This is a genomic window from Butyrivibrio sp. DSM 10294, from assembly GCF_028539135.1.
Taxonomy (GTDB): domain Bacteria; phylum Bacillota; class Clostridia; order Lachnospirales; family Lachnospiraceae; genus Butyrivibrio.
Genome location: NZ_JANSWL010000059.1, coordinates 12471 through 29551 on the forward strand (window position 1 = coordinate 12471; position 17081 = coordinate 29551).

Annotated in this window: 16 protein-coding genes and 1 pseudogene; 4 read left to right on the forward strand and 13 right to left on the reverse strand. The window is 44.9% G+C overall.

The window, feature by feature from the left end; genetic code table 11:
• Positions 1 to 111: 111 nt before the first annotated feature.
• Positions 112 to 1584, reverse strand: coding sequence for a methyl-accepting chemotaxis protein (locus NXH67_RS04815; RefSeq protein WP_022778713.1), 1473 nt, complete (start codon positions 1582 to 1584; stop codon positions 112 to 114).
• Between the two features lie 190 nt (positions 1585 to 1774).
• On the opposite strand from NXH67_RS04815, the gene NXH67_RS04820 reads away from it, so the two are divergent.
• Positions 1775 to 2545: an HD domain-containing protein gene (locus tag NXH67_RS04820; RefSeq protein WP_272796617.1), complete on the forward strand. Its 771-nt coding sequence runs from the start codon at positions 1775 to 1777 to the stop codon at positions 2543 to 2545.
• A gap of 3 nt (positions 2546 to 2548) precedes the next feature.
• Here the strand turns inward: NXH67_RS04820 and NXH67_RS04825 are convergent, their stop codons facing one another.
• The 5 genes and pseudogenes from NXH67_RS04825 to NXH67_RS04845 all read right to left on the reverse strand — a co-directional run.
• Positions 2549 to 2968 carry an HIT family protein gene (locus NXH67_RS04825; protein WP_022778711.1) on the reverse strand — a complete coding sequence of 140 codons (420 nt, stop codon included), beginning with the start codon at positions 2966 to 2968 and terminating at the stop codon, positions 2549 to 2551.
• Between the two features lie 213 nt (positions 2969 to 3181).
• Entirely contained in the window at positions 3182 to 3358 is a 177-nt protein-coding gene (locus tag NXH67_RS04830; protein ID WP_022778710.1) for a hypothetical protein, read from the reverse strand.
• A 98-nt stretch (positions 3359 to 3456) separates the two neighbouring features.
• Positions 3457 to 4086 (reverse strand): flavin reductase, encoded by a 630-nt coding sequence (locus NXH67_RS04835; protein ID WP_272796654.1) that lies wholly within the window; start codon positions 4084 to 4086, stop codon positions 3457 to 3459.
• Positions 4087 to 4127: 41 nt separating this feature from the next.
• On the reverse strand, positions 4128 to 4691 hold the full coding sequence (gene rbr / locus NXH67_RS04840) for a rubrerythrin (RefSeq protein ID WP_272796619.1): 564 nt from the start codon (positions 4689 to 4691) through the stop codon (positions 4128 to 4130).
• A 111-nt stretch (positions 4692 to 4802) separates the two neighbouring features.
• Positions 4803 to 4994: pseudogene (locus NXH67_RS04845) on the reverse strand (hypothetical protein); the annotation flags it as partial.
• A 116-nt stretch (positions 4995 to 5110) separates the two neighbouring features.
• On the opposite strand from NXH67_RS04845, the gene NXH67_RS04850 reads away from it, so the two are divergent.
• Positions 5111 to 5920 (forward strand): hypothetical protein, encoded by an 810-nt coding sequence (locus NXH67_RS04850; protein WP_272796620.1) that lies wholly within the window; start codon positions 5111 to 5113, stop codon positions 5918 to 5920.
• On the forward strand, positions 5907 to 6704 hold the full coding sequence (locus NXH67_RS04855) for a hypothetical protein (RefSeq protein ID WP_272796621.1): 798 nt from the start codon (positions 5907 to 5909) through the stop codon (positions 6702 to 6704). The genes NXH67_RS04850 and NXH67_RS04855 overlap by 14 nt, the downstream gene beginning before the upstream one ends.
• 20 nt (positions 6705 to 6724) lie before the next feature.
• On the opposite strand, the gene NXH67_RS04860 is transcribed toward NXH67_RS04855, so the two are convergent.
• Both NXH67_RS04860 and NXH67_RS04865 read right to left on the reverse strand, forming a co-directional pair.
• On the reverse strand, positions 6725 to 7516 hold the full coding sequence (locus tag NXH67_RS04860; protein ID WP_272796623.1) for a DUF7402 domain-containing protein: 792 nt from the start codon (positions 7514 to 7516) through the stop codon (positions 6725 to 6727).
• Positions 7517 to 7536: 20 nt separating this feature from the next.
• Positions 7537 to 8592, reverse strand: a complete 1056-nt coding sequence (locus tag NXH67_RS04865; RefSeq protein ID WP_272796624.1) for an N-acetylmuramoyl-L-alanine amidase family protein — start codon at positions 8590 to 8592, stop codon at positions 7537 to 7539.
• A 146-nt stretch (positions 8593 to 8738) separates the two neighbouring features.
• Here NXH67_RS04865 and NXH67_RS04870 point away from each other — a divergent pair, with 146 nt between their 5' ends.
• Positions 8739 to 12626, forward strand: coding sequence for a leucine-rich repeat protein (locus NXH67_RS04870; RefSeq protein ID WP_272796625.1), 3888 nt, complete (start codon positions 8739 to 8741; stop codon positions 12624 to 12626).
• Positions 12627 to 12732: 106 nt separating this feature from the next.
• On the opposite strand, the gene NXH67_RS04875 is transcribed toward NXH67_RS04870, so the two are convergent.
• The 5 genes from NXH67_RS04875 to NXH67_RS04895 all read right to left on the reverse strand — a co-directional run bounded on the left by NXH67_RS04875 (position 12733) and on the right by NXH67_RS04895 (position 17027).
• The gene (locus NXH67_RS04875; protein WP_272796626.1) at positions 12733 to 13461 is read right to left on the reverse strand and encodes a hypothetical protein; all 729 of its coding nucleotides are present in this window, start codon (positions 13459 to 13461) and stop codon (positions 12733 to 12735) included.
• A 2-nt stretch (positions 13462 to 13463) separates the two neighbouring features.
• A complete protein-coding gene (locus NXH67_RS04880) occupies positions 13464 to 13616 on the reverse strand; it encodes a hypothetical protein (RefSeq protein ID WP_022778699.1) in 153 nt (50 codons plus the stop codon).
• Between the two features lie 34 nt (positions 13617 to 13650).
• Complete coding sequence (locus NXH67_RS04885) at positions 13651 to 13989, reverse strand: HigA family addiction module antitoxin (protein ID WP_272796627.1); 339 nt, start codon at positions 13987 to 13989, stop codon at positions 13651 to 13653.
• A 188-nt stretch (positions 13990 to 14177) separates the two neighbouring features.
• On the reverse strand, positions 14178 to 15545 hold the full coding sequence (locus tag NXH67_RS04890) for an MFS transporter (protein ID WP_272796628.1): 1368 nt from the start codon (positions 15543 to 15545) through the stop codon (positions 14178 to 14180).
• 534 nt (positions 15546 to 16079) lie between these two features.
• Positions 16080 to 17027 (reverse strand): UDP-glucuronic acid decarboxylase family protein, encoded by a 948-nt coding sequence (locus tag NXH67_RS04895; RefSeq protein ID WP_272796629.1) that lies wholly within the window; start codon positions 17025 to 17027, stop codon positions 16080 to 16082.
• Positions 17028 to 17081 lie beyond the last annotated feature (54 nt).

The following is a 17081-nucleotide window of genomic DNA, read 5'->3' on the forward strand; positions in this document are numbered from 1 at the left end:
GATTCTACTGCCATAGATAGCTTAATTAAAAATGCCAAAATAAAGAGCCAAAATTGGGGTCTGACCCCAATTTGGCTCTAAATCAGTATCCATCTGCATTTCAGCTGCCACCTACTTTTTGCTTGTGCTGCGGCTGATTTCAAGGATCTTGCGAAGGATGTCCTCTGTGGTCTTCATATCCTTTTCGCAGTCCTGACTTATCTCAATGCTGGACTGGGCGGAAGCTGCAACCTCCTCTGAAGTTGCGGAGAGGTTACTGATGGCGTCCATAACCTTGGTGTTGGCATTTACGCAGTCATCAACACTTTCGGAGATTCTGGAAGCACGGTCTGTAAGCTCTGTCACCTTGGTGAGGATTTCTTCAAACTTCTCACCCGTCTCTGCGATCAGCTCGCCTTGCTGATTGGCGGATTCTACGGATTTTTGCATATTATTGGAGGCAGTATCTACTTTGCCTATAAGGTCATCAATTGTGGAGGCTATCTGCTCTGCGGATTCCTTGGTATGCTCTGAGAGGGCACGGATCTCATCCGCAACAACAGCGAAGCCTTTACCTGCTTCTCCGGCTCTTGCGGCCTCGATGGATGCGTTGAGGGCAAGGAGGTTGGTCTGGCCGGAAATACTCAGGATCGTATTAACAATCTCTTTTACAGTACCTGCAGACTGCTGGAGGTTGGTGGTCATCTCCGCGGTCTCGGCATTAATAGTTGAGGCTTCGTCGGATTTAGCCCGAAGATCCTTAACAAGCTTGTTGCCGTCGTTGATATTATCGGTAACTTCAGTGGCATTTTCTCTCATGGCACCGGCCTGGCGGGCAATCTCATCCAGAGCCTCAGTGATGCTGGAATTCATCTCGGTCTGGGTCTGTATGGACTCTGCAGTGAGGGTAACCGACTGGGATATCTGCTCAGAGGCCTCGGCGCTGGAAGTAACCTTATCCGCAAGGGCCTCCATGGCATCGTTGGCATCCTCAAGCTTAGCTGCAATCTGTTGTCCTACGGACAGCATGACCTCAGCATCCTTTTGCTGCTGGTCCGCCGCAGCCTGGATCTCTTCCACGGTCTCTGTATTGTGCCTGCTGCTGAGCCTTGCATAAAAAGCGCCCATGATAGCTGCCAGCAGGGAAAATACCGCATCGGTAAGCACCATGTTTTTTCTGTCCGCAGCTTCTACCGAATAGGTAAAAAAAAGCGGAAGGTAAACTACATTTATGGTGGTTACAACTGCGCCTACAATGATCGTAAGCTTGTTATCCGCGTACAGAAGGCTCATGATAACAAGGCCCGGAGCAAAGGCCCACAGGTAGGGCACGTGAATATTTCCCAGCATAACGATAAGATAGCTAAAGCACAGGCAGGCCATCATGATATATTTGCCTCTGGTCCTCTTGCTGTATCTTACATAGCTGTAGATGGAGCCCATCAGTGCGATGATCTGAGGGATCAGCATCGTTGTGGTGGTCATAAAGCCTACTCTTTCCGCAGCATAGACCACAGTGGATGCAATTATAAAAGCCTGGATAACCAGGGCATATTTAAGTGCAAGCTTATTTCTCTCATATATGTGTTTTTCCGCAAGATTCATAAAAACTCCTTCGTATCAATGAAAAAACGACAATTTGCTTATTATGCTATGTTAATTATGAACCACTGCCGCGTCTAATTCCAATTAAAAAAACGTAAAATCGTAAATTATGTCCTTGAACCGATTTTCTGTTATCATAGAGTAAGCTTACAAAGGAGATTCAAAAGAGATTTTTTGATTAACAAAAACTATGATTGATAGAAAAAGAGTACTTACGCAGTTTGCTGAATATACAAGAAATTACGATCCCAAGGACCCAAAGATTGCCCTTAAGATTGCCCACACCTACAGAGTTGCTGATTTCTGCGAAAAGATTGCGGGATCCATTCATCTGACCGAGGAAGAGGCGGATTTTGCCTGGCTATCGGGAATGCTGCATGACATCGGACGATTTGAACAGGTTCGCAAATACAATACCTTCATTGATTCCAAGTCCGTGGATCACGCTGAGTTTGGGGCAGATCTTCTTTTCGGAAAAGAGAGGTTGATCGAGAGGTTCTGCGATGACAGATCGCTTGATGAGGTGCTGGAGACTGTTATAAGGCAGCACAACAAATACCGCATCCGCGAAGATATTACGGGAAAAGAACTTGTTTTTTGCAATATCCTAAGAGACGCTGACAAGGTGGATATCCTCAGGGTCAACGTGGAAACACCCATGGAGGAGATCTACAACGTGTCAAAAGAGGAAATGGTAGGCTGCGGTGTGACTAGCGCGGTAATGGAACAGGTGAGACAGCACATTGCCGTGTTCAGGGACATTATGAAGACTCCCGCAGACCACCTTATCGGTCACATCGCTCTTACCTTCGAGCTGGTTTACCCCATGAGCTGGGAGATTGCAAAAGAACAGGGATTTCTTGAGGAAATGTTTAATTTTCCCTCAAAAAATCCCACTACCTTAGATGCTCTTATTGAAACCAGAAAAGAACTGGAAGCCTTCCATTCTCTTCATAGCTAATAATTAAAGATTAGCTTTGATCTTCTCGATCATCTCAGCATATTCCTCATCAGTAAGGAACACCTTCTGAGGATTCATCTCGAATACGCCGCCCCACTCAAACTCGTCCTTGTACTTGGGACAAAGGTGCATGTGGAGGTGGCAGCCGGTGTCGCCATAGGCACCATAGTTAACCTTGTCGGGGTTAAATGCCTTGTGAATAGCCTTGGCAGCTCTGTTCACATCGGCAAAAAATGCATTTCTCTCCTCATCTGATATATCGACGATCTCGCTTACGTGATCCTTGTAGGCCACGATGCATCTGCCCTTGTGGCTCTGCTCCTTGAAAAGAATGAGCTGGCTTACAGTGAGGTCGCAGATCTTGATGCCAAATTTTGCGAGGGGCTCACCGCCTACGCAATATCCGCAATTGTTGTCTTTCATAATAAATACTTCTCCTTAGATTGTTAATATTAAATAGCGTAACACTCATTTTAGTTTTTGTTCAAGCCGGATTGACGAACATTATGTGGAAAAAATTACACCACGGGCCGGTTTTTATACCAATGGGGACGGTTCTGTTTGGTAAATTTTGCGAGCAAAATTTACCAAACAGAACCGTCCCCATTGGTATAAAAACCGTCCCTATCTGCATCATCACTTCTTGTCAGCGATAATAGCCAGTGTCTGGGATATATCGTTAAGAGTCTGTGTCATATTCTGAATCATGAGCTGCATTCTCTTGTCATCGGTCATGTTCGCATCCTTCATGCGCTCCTGCATTTCTTTGATTCTCTGCTGCTGTAAGTTGGTTACCTCTGATACTCTGCTCATAAAATCACCTCTCTCATATTTGTTATGCAGTCTATTTATTGACTACTTTTCAAGTATATCACATATAAGAAGAGGTGACATATAAGCTGATCATCTTACTATCTGACTATCTTTTCAAAGTCGTCCTTGCCGTGTTTGCAGATAGGACATACGAAATCATCGGGAAGCTCCTCTCCCACGTACTCATAGCCGCATACTGTACAGCGCCATACGGTCTCGCCCTTGGGAGTTGTACCGACTGCCTGGGGCTTGGGCTTGATATTGTTCTGATAATACTCGTAGGTGCAGGAGGGAGCATCGTCCAGAAGTCTCATGGCCAGCGGCTCGCAGATGAAAAGAGTGTGAGAACCAAGATCTACCTCCTGCTCCACCTTAAGGGCAAACGCAGCGTTGGTGCCGCTGGTGATATAGGGCACACCGTCCTCTGAGGTGTTATAGGTAAAGGCGGAGGTGTCTGCGAATTTATTCACATCTCGTCCTGACTGGAATCCGAAATGTTTAAACATGTCAAAGGTTGCTTTCTGGCTGATAACAGAGATATTGCAGCGGTGGGACTCTTTTATCATGTCATGGGTGTAATTGGCCTTGTTCACTGCGATGGAAATGCGGTTAGGGTCCGATGCCACCTGGATCGCAGTATTTATTATGCAACCGTTCTTCTTATCACCCACAACGGCGGTGCATACGAAGAGACCATAGGACAATTTGTACATTGCTTTTGGGTTCATCTCTGACATTCAGGTTCCTCCTTTATAAAATGAATATTTACTCAGTAATTCTCAGCCTTAAGCTGGAAGTAGTCCCTCGGATGGTTGCAGACCGGGCACACATCAGGAGCTTCCTTGCCGATAACGATGTGTCCGCAGTTGCTGCACTGCCATACGCAGTCACCGTCACGGGAGAATACCAGCTTGTCCTCTACATTCTTAAGGAGCTTACGATAACGCTCCTCATGCTCTTTTTCTATTGCAGCTACGCCCTCAAAGAGCTCTGCGATCTCATCAAAGCCCTCTTCTCTGGCCTTTTTGGCAAAAGAGGGATACATTTCCTTCCACTCATAGGCCTCGCCGTCAGCTGCGTCCTTGAGGCAGTCCACTGTGGTTCCGATCCCTGTCAGGATCTTGTACCAGATCTCGGCATGTTCCTTCTCGTTGGCCGCTGTCTCGGCAAAAATGTTAGAAATCTGAACATAGCCTTCTTTCTTTGCCTTGGATGCGAAAAAGGTATACTTGTTTCTCGCCTCAGATTCTCCGGCAAAGGCTGCCAGAAGGTTCTTCTCGGTCTCGGTACCTTTTAAGTCTTCTGCTCTGCATCTCCATTTGTTGTCTGCCATAGTCCTGCCTCCTTATATTCGTTTTCTTCTTCATTTTCACGCTTTTTACCTTATAAAAAAACGCCGCAACATGTATATTTATACACATTGTAGCGTTAATTGATATATTAATCAACCGAATTGGATGTCGGTCTTGGTGGTGCCGCCAAGGAAGGTGGGAAGGGACTTTCCTTCTTTTTTCCACTTGGCATATTCTGCAGTTGCAGCGAACATTACATCGCCTGAAGAGTTAAGTGCTGTCTCAACTGAATCCTGTACAACGCCGATGATGAAGCCTACGCCAACTACCTGCATGGCAACATCTGCGTTAACTCAGCAATCATCCTAATTCAATTTGACGCACGTCAAATATTTATTTATAATTATATTGTAATATATTTGACGCACGTCAAATCAAATCCAGAAAGAGAGATGCAGCAATGGCTAAAATAATACAAAGCAAGCAGGATCTTACCTACCTTAATTGGTCTCACATACGCAGTTCCGGCGGTACTGCCGGGAACTTTTTAAAGGCAACCTCTTCTATTGAGGGCAGAAAAAAATACTATAAGCTATCGAATTTTGACCCTGTAAAAGGTGTTGTTGGTCATGAATGCGTCAATGAGATAATTGCAGATAGACTCCTTACAATCCTTGGCATCGAACATCTTGAGTATGAGTTGATCAATGCAGATATAGAAATAGAAGGCAATGTTTTTAACACATGGCTGTGTTCCTCTGAAGATTTCAAAAAGCCGGGAGAAAGCAAGGTTGCACTTGATGACTACTATCGAACCAACTCTTTTCCCGGAGAGTCCCACTATGATTTCTGCGTAAGACAGGGCTGGCAGAAATACATTGACGAAATGATCCTGGTTGATTATTTACTCTTAAACAGAGACAGACATGGCGCTAACATAGAAATCCTCAGAAATTCCCGTGCCCGCACCCTCAGAATAGCTCCGTTATTCGATCACGGCCTGTCACTTATGTACTCCTGCAGAGACGATGATGAAGCCCATGCCTTTGATATCATGAAGGACTTGCCCTGCAACAATTTCATCGGAAGTCATTCCTGCTACGAAAACCTTGCTCTGATCAAGAATTCTCAAAAGTTAATAAAAAAGAAGCTGAAAACATCGGATAAGGATGTACTCTTTTCCGGTCTTGAGAATATTCTGTCAGAGATTTTTATTGATAAGATCTGGGAAATGATCACCGAAAGGATGAAGGTATATGAAAGTCTTTGAAATAATTGATGAATCCCTGGAGTTGTTGATAGGTGCTCTCCTATATTATGAGAAAGAAAAAAGTTTTATTATTGAGCTGTGCGAAGGGCTCGATGAATGGAATGCTCCTCTTCTTCTGACTTCTTATGTCAAAAAAGGGATCTTCACCATTCCAAAAGATATCAGCCTCCTCTGGGTCCATGAAAGATTGATCCCTACCGGTAGACAAAACATCAATTCAATTCTGTCCACACACAGACTAAAGGAATATGATGAAATGAAAATGCTGGAGATTTCGGAAGGACGCTGTTCTCAAGACAACTACCATATCCGAAAGACGGATATGCTTCCGGCTTTTGTAGAAAAAAGAAGCCACCGGAATCTAAAAGATCTGGTGGTCCTTAATAATAATCGTCTGCTCTGCATCTTTGCAGATGAAACCATGAAACTGGTGGACTTGGCAAAATGCCCTCCCGAAAGAGATATTGCCAAAATAATGCGAAACAGTCTTCTCTTCGAATCCGGAAAAGTTGGATGCGGAGGCTACAGTGCCACCTTCAATGACTCCATCGACATACCCGCGCATGTTCTGTACAAGCACGGAAAAACGCTGCCAATTAGCTTTAAGGAGCTTCTTACCTTCTCTCGGAAAAACCTCCTGGACACCGCCGCATGCTGCGAAGAGCTTCAATGCTCACGTCAGAACCTGGCCTATCTAAAGGAACAGCACCTTATTACTCCGATACAGGAAAATGTTAAGGGAAGCCTCTATCTAAAGGGCGATGTACTAAAAAACAAATGGTAAGCCCGGTATAAGGACGACTATTAGATGCTGTTTTGTCCGTACACTTCTATCTGAGTCAGTGCAGGGAACGGGCTTGGATCATCTGCTTTAATGAGATTCCCCAGTTTCAGCCGGGTTATGTTCTCTCTGGAAATCTTGAACACGTGCGGCTCAGCGACCTTTTTATCCATATGGACAGTTTCGCTCGTGCCATCGGAGAAAGTGAAGGTAGCCTCTACCCACCAATTGTCATGCGGAAAATCCGCTCTGGTGTACAGCCTGATCTCATCAAAGCTCACGGGTCTTCCGAAGTCCAAAGTAAACTCCGCATCGTCCTGCCTGTTGATGCCCCAGGACTCATAGGGCCACTCGCCGTGGGAAAGGGTTGCGATGCAGCCGTCGATGGCATTTCTGGCAGCAAAGACCGCTTCTCCTCTGGTCTCCACATTGGCGCTGGCATGTGGATATACTCCGCTTACTTCGTGCTGGTCGAAGGGATTGAGCGCCAGATTTCTGTATGAATTTATCTCGAAGTCACGGGCCTTCCTGATGGTGACAACGTGGCGGTTACCGAAGAATGCCAGCGGGTTGTAGCTCGTTTTTTTCTCATAAAAAGGCACTGTGAACAGAACCGTCTCCTGCGTGATATATACGAAGGCCTCATCCACTGCGCCGTCCACCTTGACCACATAGAAAGCATCAGGTGTCAGCCCCGAAAATTCGATGATGTCGCCTTTTCTGTATTCTCCGTCCCAGGCAAGGACTGCTTCTTCTGCGCCTGCTGCCTCTGCCTTGGGGATATGGTCCCAATCGTTATAAACTGAAATTTTCATGATTCATCCTCGCATCTTTTTTAATACCTGAACACCTCAGCCACCGGCACTTCTATGCTCTGAGCACATTTCTCGTAGCTGTTGTAGGCTCTGCAGACGATTGTGGGGTTGACGCTGCCGCTGGGAACCTTGACATTGAAGGACTGGGTGTCTTTGGTTCTGTCCCACATCTGGAGAAGGCTATAGGTCTTGCCGCCGTCATAGCTGTAGCTAAAGTAGATAACAGGACTCTGGCTGTCCCTGGTGGTCATCTCTACAAGGATATTGCCGTTTGTTTTGTCATAGCCAAGAACCTTGATACTGCAGGTCTCCGGCGCAGTCTCGTCCTGGCGGGGAACTCTGGCAGGCTTTTTTACGCTGGTATATGAAAAGTTCGAGAAGTCAGCTCCCGTCTTGGCGGAGCTAAGCCCAAAATACTTGGCGATAGCTGTTGCATCAGCTACTGCCAGTTTGTTTATAAAATCACTGCCGCTAAGAAGCGCCGTGTCATAGCCATGATCAAGGTACGCATGCTCCAAAATGGCGCAGGGCATATTTCTTGCAACGCTCTGCCTTATGATTCCGTAGTAGTCAGCTCCTGATGCGCCAAGCCTTGTCTTAACCCCCTTCTGATAAAGGCCAAGGACATTCCACTCTGCGGTCACGAGCCTACCGAAATTTGCACCTGCCACGTAATAATCGCCAAAAGCTGAAGTCCATACCTCCGAGCCATAGAATTCATGGTCTGAGGATGCGTTGAAATGAAGGCTGAACACGAAGTCTGCTCCTACGCTCTTAGCATATGCTGCCCTGTCCTCTAGTGAGATCACAGTGTCCGTGGTACGAGTAGTGTAAACAGTGATGCCATCATATTTCTCAAGCTCCGCCTTAAGGGCGTTGCCAAGCTTCAAGGTCATATCCTTCTCGGAAAAACTGCCGTACTGTGCTCCAAGATTACGCTCTCCCGTACCTCCATGGCCCGGATCTATGACAACTATCACGTTTTTGGTCGCTGCTGACACTTTCATTGGCTGTGCGCTGAAATATGCTGCACATACCATTAACACTGTAATAATTATCGACAATACTTTTTTCATGATATCCTCCCCTTCTTCTAATCATCACCTATATCTACACATTATAGCTGAACATACGGGCTTTTTCCATTCCCGCATTCTTGCATGCTCTTCAGAATAATGTTATCATTTCGGGGTATTTATTGAATAAAAAGGGGATTTTAAGTATGAAAAAAGCATTTCGGGGATTTTTAATTCCTACGCTGTGTGCGATCATTTTGACGCAGACAGTTCTTTCTTCGTCTGTAGTTTCTTATGCCTATGATAATTCCACAGAAACAGAGGAAATACTTGAAGAAGAGTTCATCGAAGAAGCTGATGAAAACTCATCGGAGGACTCAAAGATCTATTATGAAATCACTGAGGAAGATACTGAGGAAGCAGTCGAAGAAGCCTCTGAGGAAGCTAATGAAGACGCTATCGAGGAAGTCACTGATTATCAATTACTTTCAGTAAGCAGCGGATATTGCGGTTATCCTGACAGCCGCTCGGTAAGCTGGAGTTATGACGAATCCGCCAAAACACTTACATTTTCAGGAGGCGGCGCAATAGCTGATTATTCCGATAAGAAAAGTGCTCCCTGGTACAGCTATCGAAATATGATCAGGACCGTCATAATCAGTGAAGGCATCACAAGAGTCGGCAGCTATTGCCTTTGTGATCTTATGTATGAATCCGGCGATAGCGGAGCAAGCAACTTTGTTACTCTCAAATTGCCTTCAACCTTACAGGAAATCGGCACAAGTGCTTTTGACTCGTTCCTTCTTTCCGGAGATCTTGTCATACCTGAATCGGTAAAGAGGATAGAGCCCTATGCATTTTGTAACGCCTCTATAACAGGCAGCGTTATATTAAAAGCCAGGATATCTGTTTTAGAAAAAGGTGTTTTTGCATGTGCCGCCTTTACGTCCTTTAGTTTTCCGGAGACGCTGACTGAGATTGAGGAAAGCGGCATGTACGGTCTGAGTATTGTAAAGTCGCTTGTTTTTCCTAAGAATCTGAAAAAAATCGGCTCAAGAGCATTTGATCACTGCCATGCCCTCAGAACCGTAGAATTTACCGGTAATGCACCTAAACTTGCCGATAACGCATTTTCCCGCACATCAGTAGAAGCCTATTATCCAAGAAATGACGCCACCTGGTCTGACAGCGCAAGAGCCGAAATGTCAAAGGCCTTCTGCTCTGTTACCTGGTATTGCCTTGGAGAACCCAAGTCTACCCAATGCGGAGATAAATTAACCTGGGAGATCAAAGATAAAACCTTATATATTAAGGGAACCGGAGCGATGTGGGACTATTCCGAAACTATGCTCCCGCCCTGGTATTCAGCCAGCTACAAATATGTGTCTATGAGCGAAGACCTGACCAAAATCGGCGCCTATGCTTTTTACAAAGCATCCGGCAATCATGCGACATATTCCAGGATCCCTCAGTCTGTTACCGAGATCGGTGACTACGCCTTTTACGACGCCGGAATTATGGAAACTCTGGTCCTTCCGACCAAAGTTAAGGTTATCGGTAAATACGCTTTCAGTAACATTTACTGTATAAAAAACACCGTCGAGATACCTCAGGATATCGAATACATCGGCGATTATGCATTCCGTGAGGTATCCTTTAGCACTGACAGTAATGGTAAAAGAGGCGGAATCAGAATAAATGGCTTTAATAAGCTCAAATACCTTGGTGACAATGCTTTTCAGGTTACCGGCGGCAATCGCCCATACGTAACCGGTAAAATCACTTTTCCTGAGACTCTTACATATATAGGAGAGAGCGTTTTTACATCAACAAATGTTGAGGGAAAAATCTCCCTTCCAAAAGGCCTCCTGCACCTTGGAGCAGGTACCTTCTATGGTTGTAAGAACATTACAGGCGACATAGTTATTCCTGATGGAATTACAGAGATTAGCGGCACTACTTTTTGTGAGACAGGTATTACCAGCGTCACCATTGGTAAAAACGTCACCTCGATTGGCCACTGGTTCTGCGGCGATTGCGCATCTCTCAAGAAGGTAAGATTCCTGTGTGAATACCCGAAAAACGGCAGCTTTAGGAATGATGCTTTTTATAAAGCTCCCAAAAATATCATTGTTGAATACGATGGAAGCAAACGTTCCTGGAGAAATCCATACCCCGGAGCGATCGGAATGTCGGATAACGAGCCCGTCTTTTGCCCCTTCTACCCTGACAAGGAATGTACTGTAACTTTCCAGACCATAAACATTCGAAATGACGAAAAGCACAGCATCCCCTCACAGAAGGTTAAATGCGGCCAGCTTGCCAAGGAACCTGACATCTCAGGTTTCCTTAAAGACTATGACGTGGTTTCCTGGCGTTATCGTTACAGTGAAAATAATCCTATGTATGAGTATTGGGACTTTGATTTTGCCAAGACTGCGGTAACTGATAATATCACGATCTTTTTAAGCTGCAGAACCCCTTCAGTTAGTATTGCCTTTGATTTCCAGAATGGAGATAAAGTATATCCCTATAGTGTTGTTAAGGGTACCACTCTTGAGTATGCGTATAATTCTTTTTGGTATAGTAACCCAAAAAGAGAAGGCTACACCTTCCTTGGCTGGTCATATGATAAAAACGGTACTACTACTCTTTCGAATAAGACAGAGATTGTAGAAGATACTACCGTTTATGCGGTATGGGAGAAGACTCCCGAACCTGAGCCCGAGCCCGAACCGGAACCGGTTGATCCTTCAGTATGGGGTGATATTCCTGAGGAAGTCAGATCCTATATGAAATTTGAAACAGGTGATGATATCCCGAAAGGCATCTGGATCATCGGAAGTGACAGATATAAGAATCAGCGTTTGGAATATATGGGAAAAGCCTTGAAGCTCTCCAGCCTCCTTGTTTTTGATGGCAATAAGAGTCTTAATGCAGGCAAAGAGTATTCTCTTAAATACTCCAAAAACATAAATGCAGGTACTGCAGCAGTTACGGTCACCTTCAAGGGAGCCTATTCCAAGACAGAGAAGAAGACTTATGAATTCAAGATCGCGCCTAAGGTTATAACAAGTTATGCAGTTTCTAAGACTGCTTACGACTATAGTTATGACAAAAAAGCTCATAAGCCAAAGCCAGTAATGAAGGCTTATATCGATGGAAAGCTTGTAACTCTTAAGGCAGGCAAGCACTTCGTATATGATTACGGCACCGGTGAAAATGGCGACTTCGTATCGGAAGGTGATAGCTTCTTCTACATAAGACCTACTGAGAACTATTCCTTCAGTGCGATTAAGGTATCTGTAAATATTCAGAAGAAGATACTCATCTCCAAAGCATCGGCAAAGATCGGCAAGCAGGCCTATACAGGTAAAGAGATCAAGCCGGAAGTAACAGTAACATACAAGAAAAAGCCTCTTGTTAAGGGCACTGATTACGAAATATCTTATGAAGACAACATTGATGTTGGAAAAGGATATGCGGTAATTACAGGAAAGGGAGACTTCTTTAGTACTGTTCGTGTTCCATTTACAATTACAGGAACTGCTCTTTCCAAGACCAGGTTTACCGGATCCTTGTCTCCCGAAATATATACAGGAGCGCAGATCACCAAGGACTTTGACTTGACCTACACCGCTGGGAAAGGCGATACGCCTGTAACCCTTAGGAAGATCCCGCTGTCGGATTATGCCATGCTTACCAGAAAGCAGCAGAGAAATTACGATTGCACCTATTACTTTGCCGGTAACACAGGCAAGGGAAAGGCGAAGTTGTATATCCAGGGTGTATCAGGATATACAGGAAGCCTCACCAAGTCCTTCACGATCAAGGCTTATAACATCAGTCAGGAAAGTAGCAAGGTTACTGCAGGACTTAAGACCACATCCTATAAATATGTCAAAGGCGGGGTTAAGCCTGAGCCGACAGTTACCATGAAACTCGCATCAGGAAAAACTGTTACCCTGGCCAAAGGCACCGACTACACTCTTAAGTACAAAAGCAACACGAAGAAAGGCAACGCTATAGTTCAGGTTATCGGAAAGGGTAACTTCACCGGAACTATAAACATCAATTTCACGATAACTGATTAAGCTAAAGCAAAACGGCTGCGCAAATTGCTGCGTAGCCGTTATTTTGTCATACCATCCATAACTTTACCCAAAATATCTTCTGACATTGTTAGTTCTCCCCCATATCCTAATTATCGTTATTCTGAGTTTCTGACTGAGATGCCATACGTTCAAACAAATCATTCATATTGAAATCCTTGCCGGTTCTGTCCTTATAGAACTCCTCGAAGCTTTTGTTCTGATCCTTGGGATCAAAATCTACGTCCTTAGCATGGGATTTCAGTGGATCATCCTCCTGCAAAAGTGCGTAGGCCATGTTATGGATGACCCACTCATCCACCATGTCATCAGCAGTTCTGTAGGATTCCATGTCGCTGCCATGAACAGGGTGCTCATCGATCAGGGCCTGACAGATTATGGTCATGTCACTTTCATTGTTGATTCTGTAGGAATCAAAGATTCTCCAGTTATCGGTGGTGTACTTAGCTCGAAATTCCTCGCCGTCATATGTGAAAGTATAGTTTTTGCCGCTGCCGTCTGTATCGGTGAGCTGTAGGTCGGCGGTGGTGGTTAGAAGGCCGGACGGCGCGGATTCTGTTTGCTGTTCTGTCGGAGTTTTTGTCTGGTCTTCGACTTCCGGTTGGTCTGTTGTTTGGCTCTGTTCCTGTGTTATTGCCCGGTCTTCTGCTTCCGCCGAATCTTCTGTCTCTGTCGAATCTTCCGGCGGTTCTTCAACTATGCTTTCGATCAATGGTTCTGACCACATCTCAGTAGCCTCATTGTTTTCCTGCCTACCGCAACCGGAAATGATTACCAGTATAGATGTAATTAACAGATATGCTAATCCTTTTTTCATGATCAATGATCCACCTTCCCCTTGGAAAGCGCCTCATGAATAGCCTTGGCGATAACCTCGTCAGGGGCTCTCTTAAGAGCTGCAGCTTTGGGGTTCTCTTTTATCTTTATTTCTTGCTTCTTCTGCTCTTTCGGAAGCTCCTTTTTTCGTTCCATAGACAATCCTCTTATCGTCTAAGCTCGTAATTAGTTACTCACTTACCACTCCAGGCTTCTTTGGTACCTCAATTTCGCATAGATACTCACATTTAGAAATCCCCATAATCTCAACTCTAAGTTCCAGCTTGGCATTACGTATATCAATATCATCCTGAATATCCAGAAAATATCTGTCTGAAACATCAAAATACTTGGCAAGTCTAAGTGATGTATCTACAGTAATCTTCCTGCGACCATGAATAATATCCTGTATTCTTGATGTAGGAACCTTAATATCCTGAGCGAGTTTGTACGCAGATATTCCATATGGATCCATAAACTCTTCTTTTAATATTTCTCCTACGGTTGGAGTCTCAATTCTCTTAGTCATCATCTGTCTCCCTAATGATAATCAACTATCTCTAAAGTGCCTTTGAATATGTTTGATTAAATATCTTCTCAGTTTCTTTGTCAGCAAATGTTTTGATCATAATGCAATTATACATGCAACGCATATACACGTCAATCAGTCATATTCAAATCGCATGATTTAGCTGTTTTCCCTCTCAACGGCCAACATTACAGCTCTGCTCCCTTCAGTTCCTCCTCGCACTCTTTTCTTGTTATCTCCCCTGCATTGCATCTAGCCATCTTATCGACTATGCCGTCGCGAAGCTTATAGCCGGTAACAAGGATTATAATGGCAATAACCGGCCCGATGGCACTTATCCAGGTCAGGACATTCCAGCAGCCATAGGCTCCCTTGGCATCAACCACACCTGTCACGGCATCCGCATTGGCAGCGCTGAAGCCAAAGAGCGCCAGAAGTAGCAGCGACATACTGCTCATAAGCGCACCCGAGAGCTTGGTAACACAGGTCTGGATGGAAAAAGTGATTCCCTCCTGCCTTACGCCCGTCTTGTACTGGCCATACTCAACGCAGTCAGGAGTAAACATGTAAACCAGAACGTTGTAGCCAACAAGTCCCACGCCCCTTAGCGCCATGGTCACATACAGCGGAATATCATTTTCATATCCGGTAAAAAACTGTACGACAGAGGCCACAACAAATATCACAAGGCAGCCGATGTACAGCCAGAATTTATCGATTTTTTTGCACAAAGCAGGGATAAAAGCTGCGACAACTATTGCTGGTAGAATCGCCATAGCCAGCAGAACAGTGCCTTTTTCCGTGTCGCCCAAAACGTACTGGGCAAAGGTAGGGATCACGGTCTGAGCCGTATTAGTTACACCCACCAGGAAAAAAGCCACGTAGAATAATATCAGATACTTGTTTCCCGCAAGGGCTCTTATCATGTCCCCGAAGGTTGCGGCGCCTTCTGACTTGCCGGCATTTCTCTCTTTTCCCAAAATAAGAATCGGAAACATCATTGCCATGGAAACTATAGACAAAAGGATTGCCAGAAGCCGCCAGCCAAGGCCGGTGTATAGCCCCTCAATAGCCAGAGTTGCGATGACAGCTGCTGCCGTTCCGGATACTCGGGATATGGACAAAATCGTATTGCGCTCAGTAACGTTGTCAGTCATGGCGGTGGAAAGGGCATAAATCGGCGTATCGCACATGGTATAGGCCACCGACCACAGACAGTATCCCACCACAACCCAGGCGCACTTGGCTGAAACACTGATGCTGTCCGGCATACTGTAGATAAATATGGTTGTCAGCGGTATCAACAGCCAGGACACCCTTACCCAAGGCAGGAACTTGCTACTCTTAAAACGGCACTTGTCCACTATCCTGCCAAAGATCACGTCATTGATAACATCCCAGATCTGAGGCGCAAAGATTACCGATGCCGCCACAGTTTCGCTCACTCCGTGATTAAGAAGAAAAATCGAAGTGAAGCTTGCGATTATGATGTAAAACATATTCTGACCAAAGAAATAGAGATAGTAGCTGATTCGTTCCCCTTTTGTAGTCTGCATATTCTCTCACTCCTGAATCACTTTCTCACGAAATGCGCAGCAGAGTGCGCATTTCTGTCTGAACAGTAACCCTGGATTTCAAATCATCCTCCCGCAAACTTGCAATTGCGACCGGTTATGCTATCATATAGTTATAAAAAAGGTGCTACCCGTACAGCAACGGTTAGCCTGAAATTATTTGGTTTGAATAACCGCCTAAGTTTGCAGACTGGGGCGGTTATTTTAATGTCTGCTATTCCTGCCAATGGAATAGCCAAGACCGAACATCGTTGCACTAAGCGCAATAATTGCAATCATGCCTTCCCTTGTTAGCATAGAGCCTTTCCTCCTATAGATATTCCCATATGGGTTCTATGTACACAGGGCTTGTACTCCCTGATAGAGGACTAACCGCCACCGTTTAGGTAGCACCATGCAATTATTATGCCGAATATATGTTCGCTTTGACAATGATTCTTATTTCGTGGCACATTGAACGATGTTTAGTGTTCCAAAATCTACTTGGGGACTGTCCCGAATCTCCCCAAAACAACCTCAATAGATTCCAAGCAATATCCTAAAGTACTCAATAGTCCTGGCAAGTCCCTCTTCCAGACTAATCGTCGGCTCCCAGCCAAGTTCTTTTTTGGCTAAATCTATTACAGGTTGCCTCTGCAATGGATCGTCTTGCGGAAGAGGCTTATACACAATCTTTGAATCCGATCCTGCAAGTTTTATCACAAGCTCAGCAAGTTCCAACATAGTAAACTCACCTGGATTTCCAATGTTAACAGGCCCGGTGAAACCATCCCTGCTGTTCATCATCTTGATCATTCCATCAATAAGATCATCAACATAACAAAAGCTTCTGGTCTGCTTGCCATCACCGTAAATCGTGATGTCTTCGTTGTTAAGTGCCTGAACAATGAAGTTAGACACTACTCTTCCGTCATGAGCACTCATTCTAGGCCCATAGGTATTGAATATGCGGATAACCTTGATATCCACACCATGCTGCCTATTGTAATCAAAAAACAGCGTTTCTGCCATTCTCTTGCCTTCATCGTAGCAAGAACGAGGCCCTATTGGATTAACGCATCCTCTGTAAGTCTCAGGTTGCGGATGAACCTCAGGATCGCCATATACCTCGCTTGTACTGGCCTGTAAGATTCTTGCGTTACATCTTTTGGCTAGACCAAGCGTATTTAGTGCTCCCATTATTGACGTCTTCCCCGTCGCAATCGGATCGTGCTGATAATGGATAGGGCTAGCTGGGCAAGCCAAATTATAGATCTGATCAACCTCAACATAAAGAGGCTGAGTCACATCATGTCTGATAAATTCAAAGTAATTGTTGTCCATAAGGTGCCTGATGTTATCCTTACTTCCCGTAAAAAGATTATCCACACAGATAACATCATTTCCCTGATCCAAAAGCTTTTCACACAGGTGTGAGCCCAAAAAGCCTGCTCCACCAGTAACAAGAATACGTTTGCGTTGCATAATCGTCCCCCTCTGAACGAATACTATTCGCACTAATATTTCACTGATATCTTG

What these genes read in the sequence shown, in the direction of transcription:
- NXH67_RS04815 (WP_022778713.1), bottom strand. Translation starts at nt 1,584, where the DNA reads ATGAATCTTGCGGAAAAACACATATATGAGAGAAATAAGCTTGCACTT.
- NXH67_RS04820 (WP_272796617.1), top strand. Translation starts at nt 1,775, where the DNA reads ATGATTGATAGAAAAAGAGTACTTACGCAGTTTGCTGAATATACAAGA.
- NXH67_RS04825 (WP_022778711.1), bottom strand. Translation starts at nt 2,968, where the DNA reads ATGAAAGACAACAATTGCGGATATTGCGTAGGCGGTGAGCCCCTCGCA.
- NXH67_RS04830 (WP_022778710.1), bottom strand. Translation starts at nt 3,358, where the DNA reads ATGAGCAGAGTATCAGAGGTAACCAACTTACAGCAGCAGAGAATCAAA.
- NXH67_RS04835 (WP_272796654.1), bottom strand. Translation starts at nt 4,086, where the DNA reads ATGAACCCAAAAGCAATGTACAAATTGTCCTATGGTCTCTTCGTATGC.
- rbr (WP_272796619.1), bottom strand. Translation starts at nt 4,691, where the DNA reads ATGGCAGACAACAAATGGAGATGCAGAGCAGAAGACTTAAAAGGTACC.
- NXH67_RS04850 (WP_272796620.1), top strand. Translation starts at nt 5,111, where the DNA reads ATGGCTAAAATAATACAAAGCAAGCAGGATCTTACCTACCTTAATTGG.
- NXH67_RS04855 (WP_272796621.1), top strand. Translation starts at nt 5,907, where the DNA reads ATGAAAGTCTTTGAAATAATTGATGAATCCCTGGAGTTGTTGATAGGT.
- NXH67_RS04860 (WP_272796623.1), bottom strand. Translation starts at nt 7,516, where the DNA reads ATGAAAATTTCAGTTTATAACGATTGGGACCATATCCCCAAGGCAGAG.
- NXH67_RS04865 (WP_272796624.1), bottom strand. Translation starts at nt 8,592, where the DNA reads ATGAAAAAAGTATTGTCGATAATTATTACAGTGTTAATGGTATGTGCA.
- NXH67_RS04870 (WP_272796625.1), top strand. Translation starts at nt 8,739, where the DNA reads ATGAAAAAAGCATTTCGGGGATTTTTAATTCCTACGCTGTGTGCGATC.
- NXH67_RS04875 (WP_272796626.1), bottom strand. Translation starts at nt 13,461, where the DNA reads ATGAAAAAAGGATTAGCATATCTGTTAATTACATCTATACTGGTAATC.
- NXH67_RS04880 (WP_022778699.1), bottom strand. Translation starts at nt 13,616, where the DNA reads ATGGAACGAAAAAAGGAGCTTCCGAAAGAGCAGAAGAAGCAAGAAATA.
- NXH67_RS04885 (WP_272796627.1), bottom strand. Translation starts at nt 13,989, where the DNA reads ATGACTAAGAGAATTGAGACTCCAACCGTAGGAGAAATATTAAAAGAA.
- NXH67_RS04890 (WP_272796628.1), bottom strand. Translation starts at nt 15,545, where the DNA reads ATGCAGACTACAAAAGGGGAACGAATCAGCTACTATCTCTATTTCTTT.
- NXH67_RS04895 (WP_272796629.1), bottom strand. Translation starts at nt 17,027, where the DNA reads ATGCAACGCAAACGTATTCTTGTTACTGGTGGAGCAGGCTTTTTGGGC.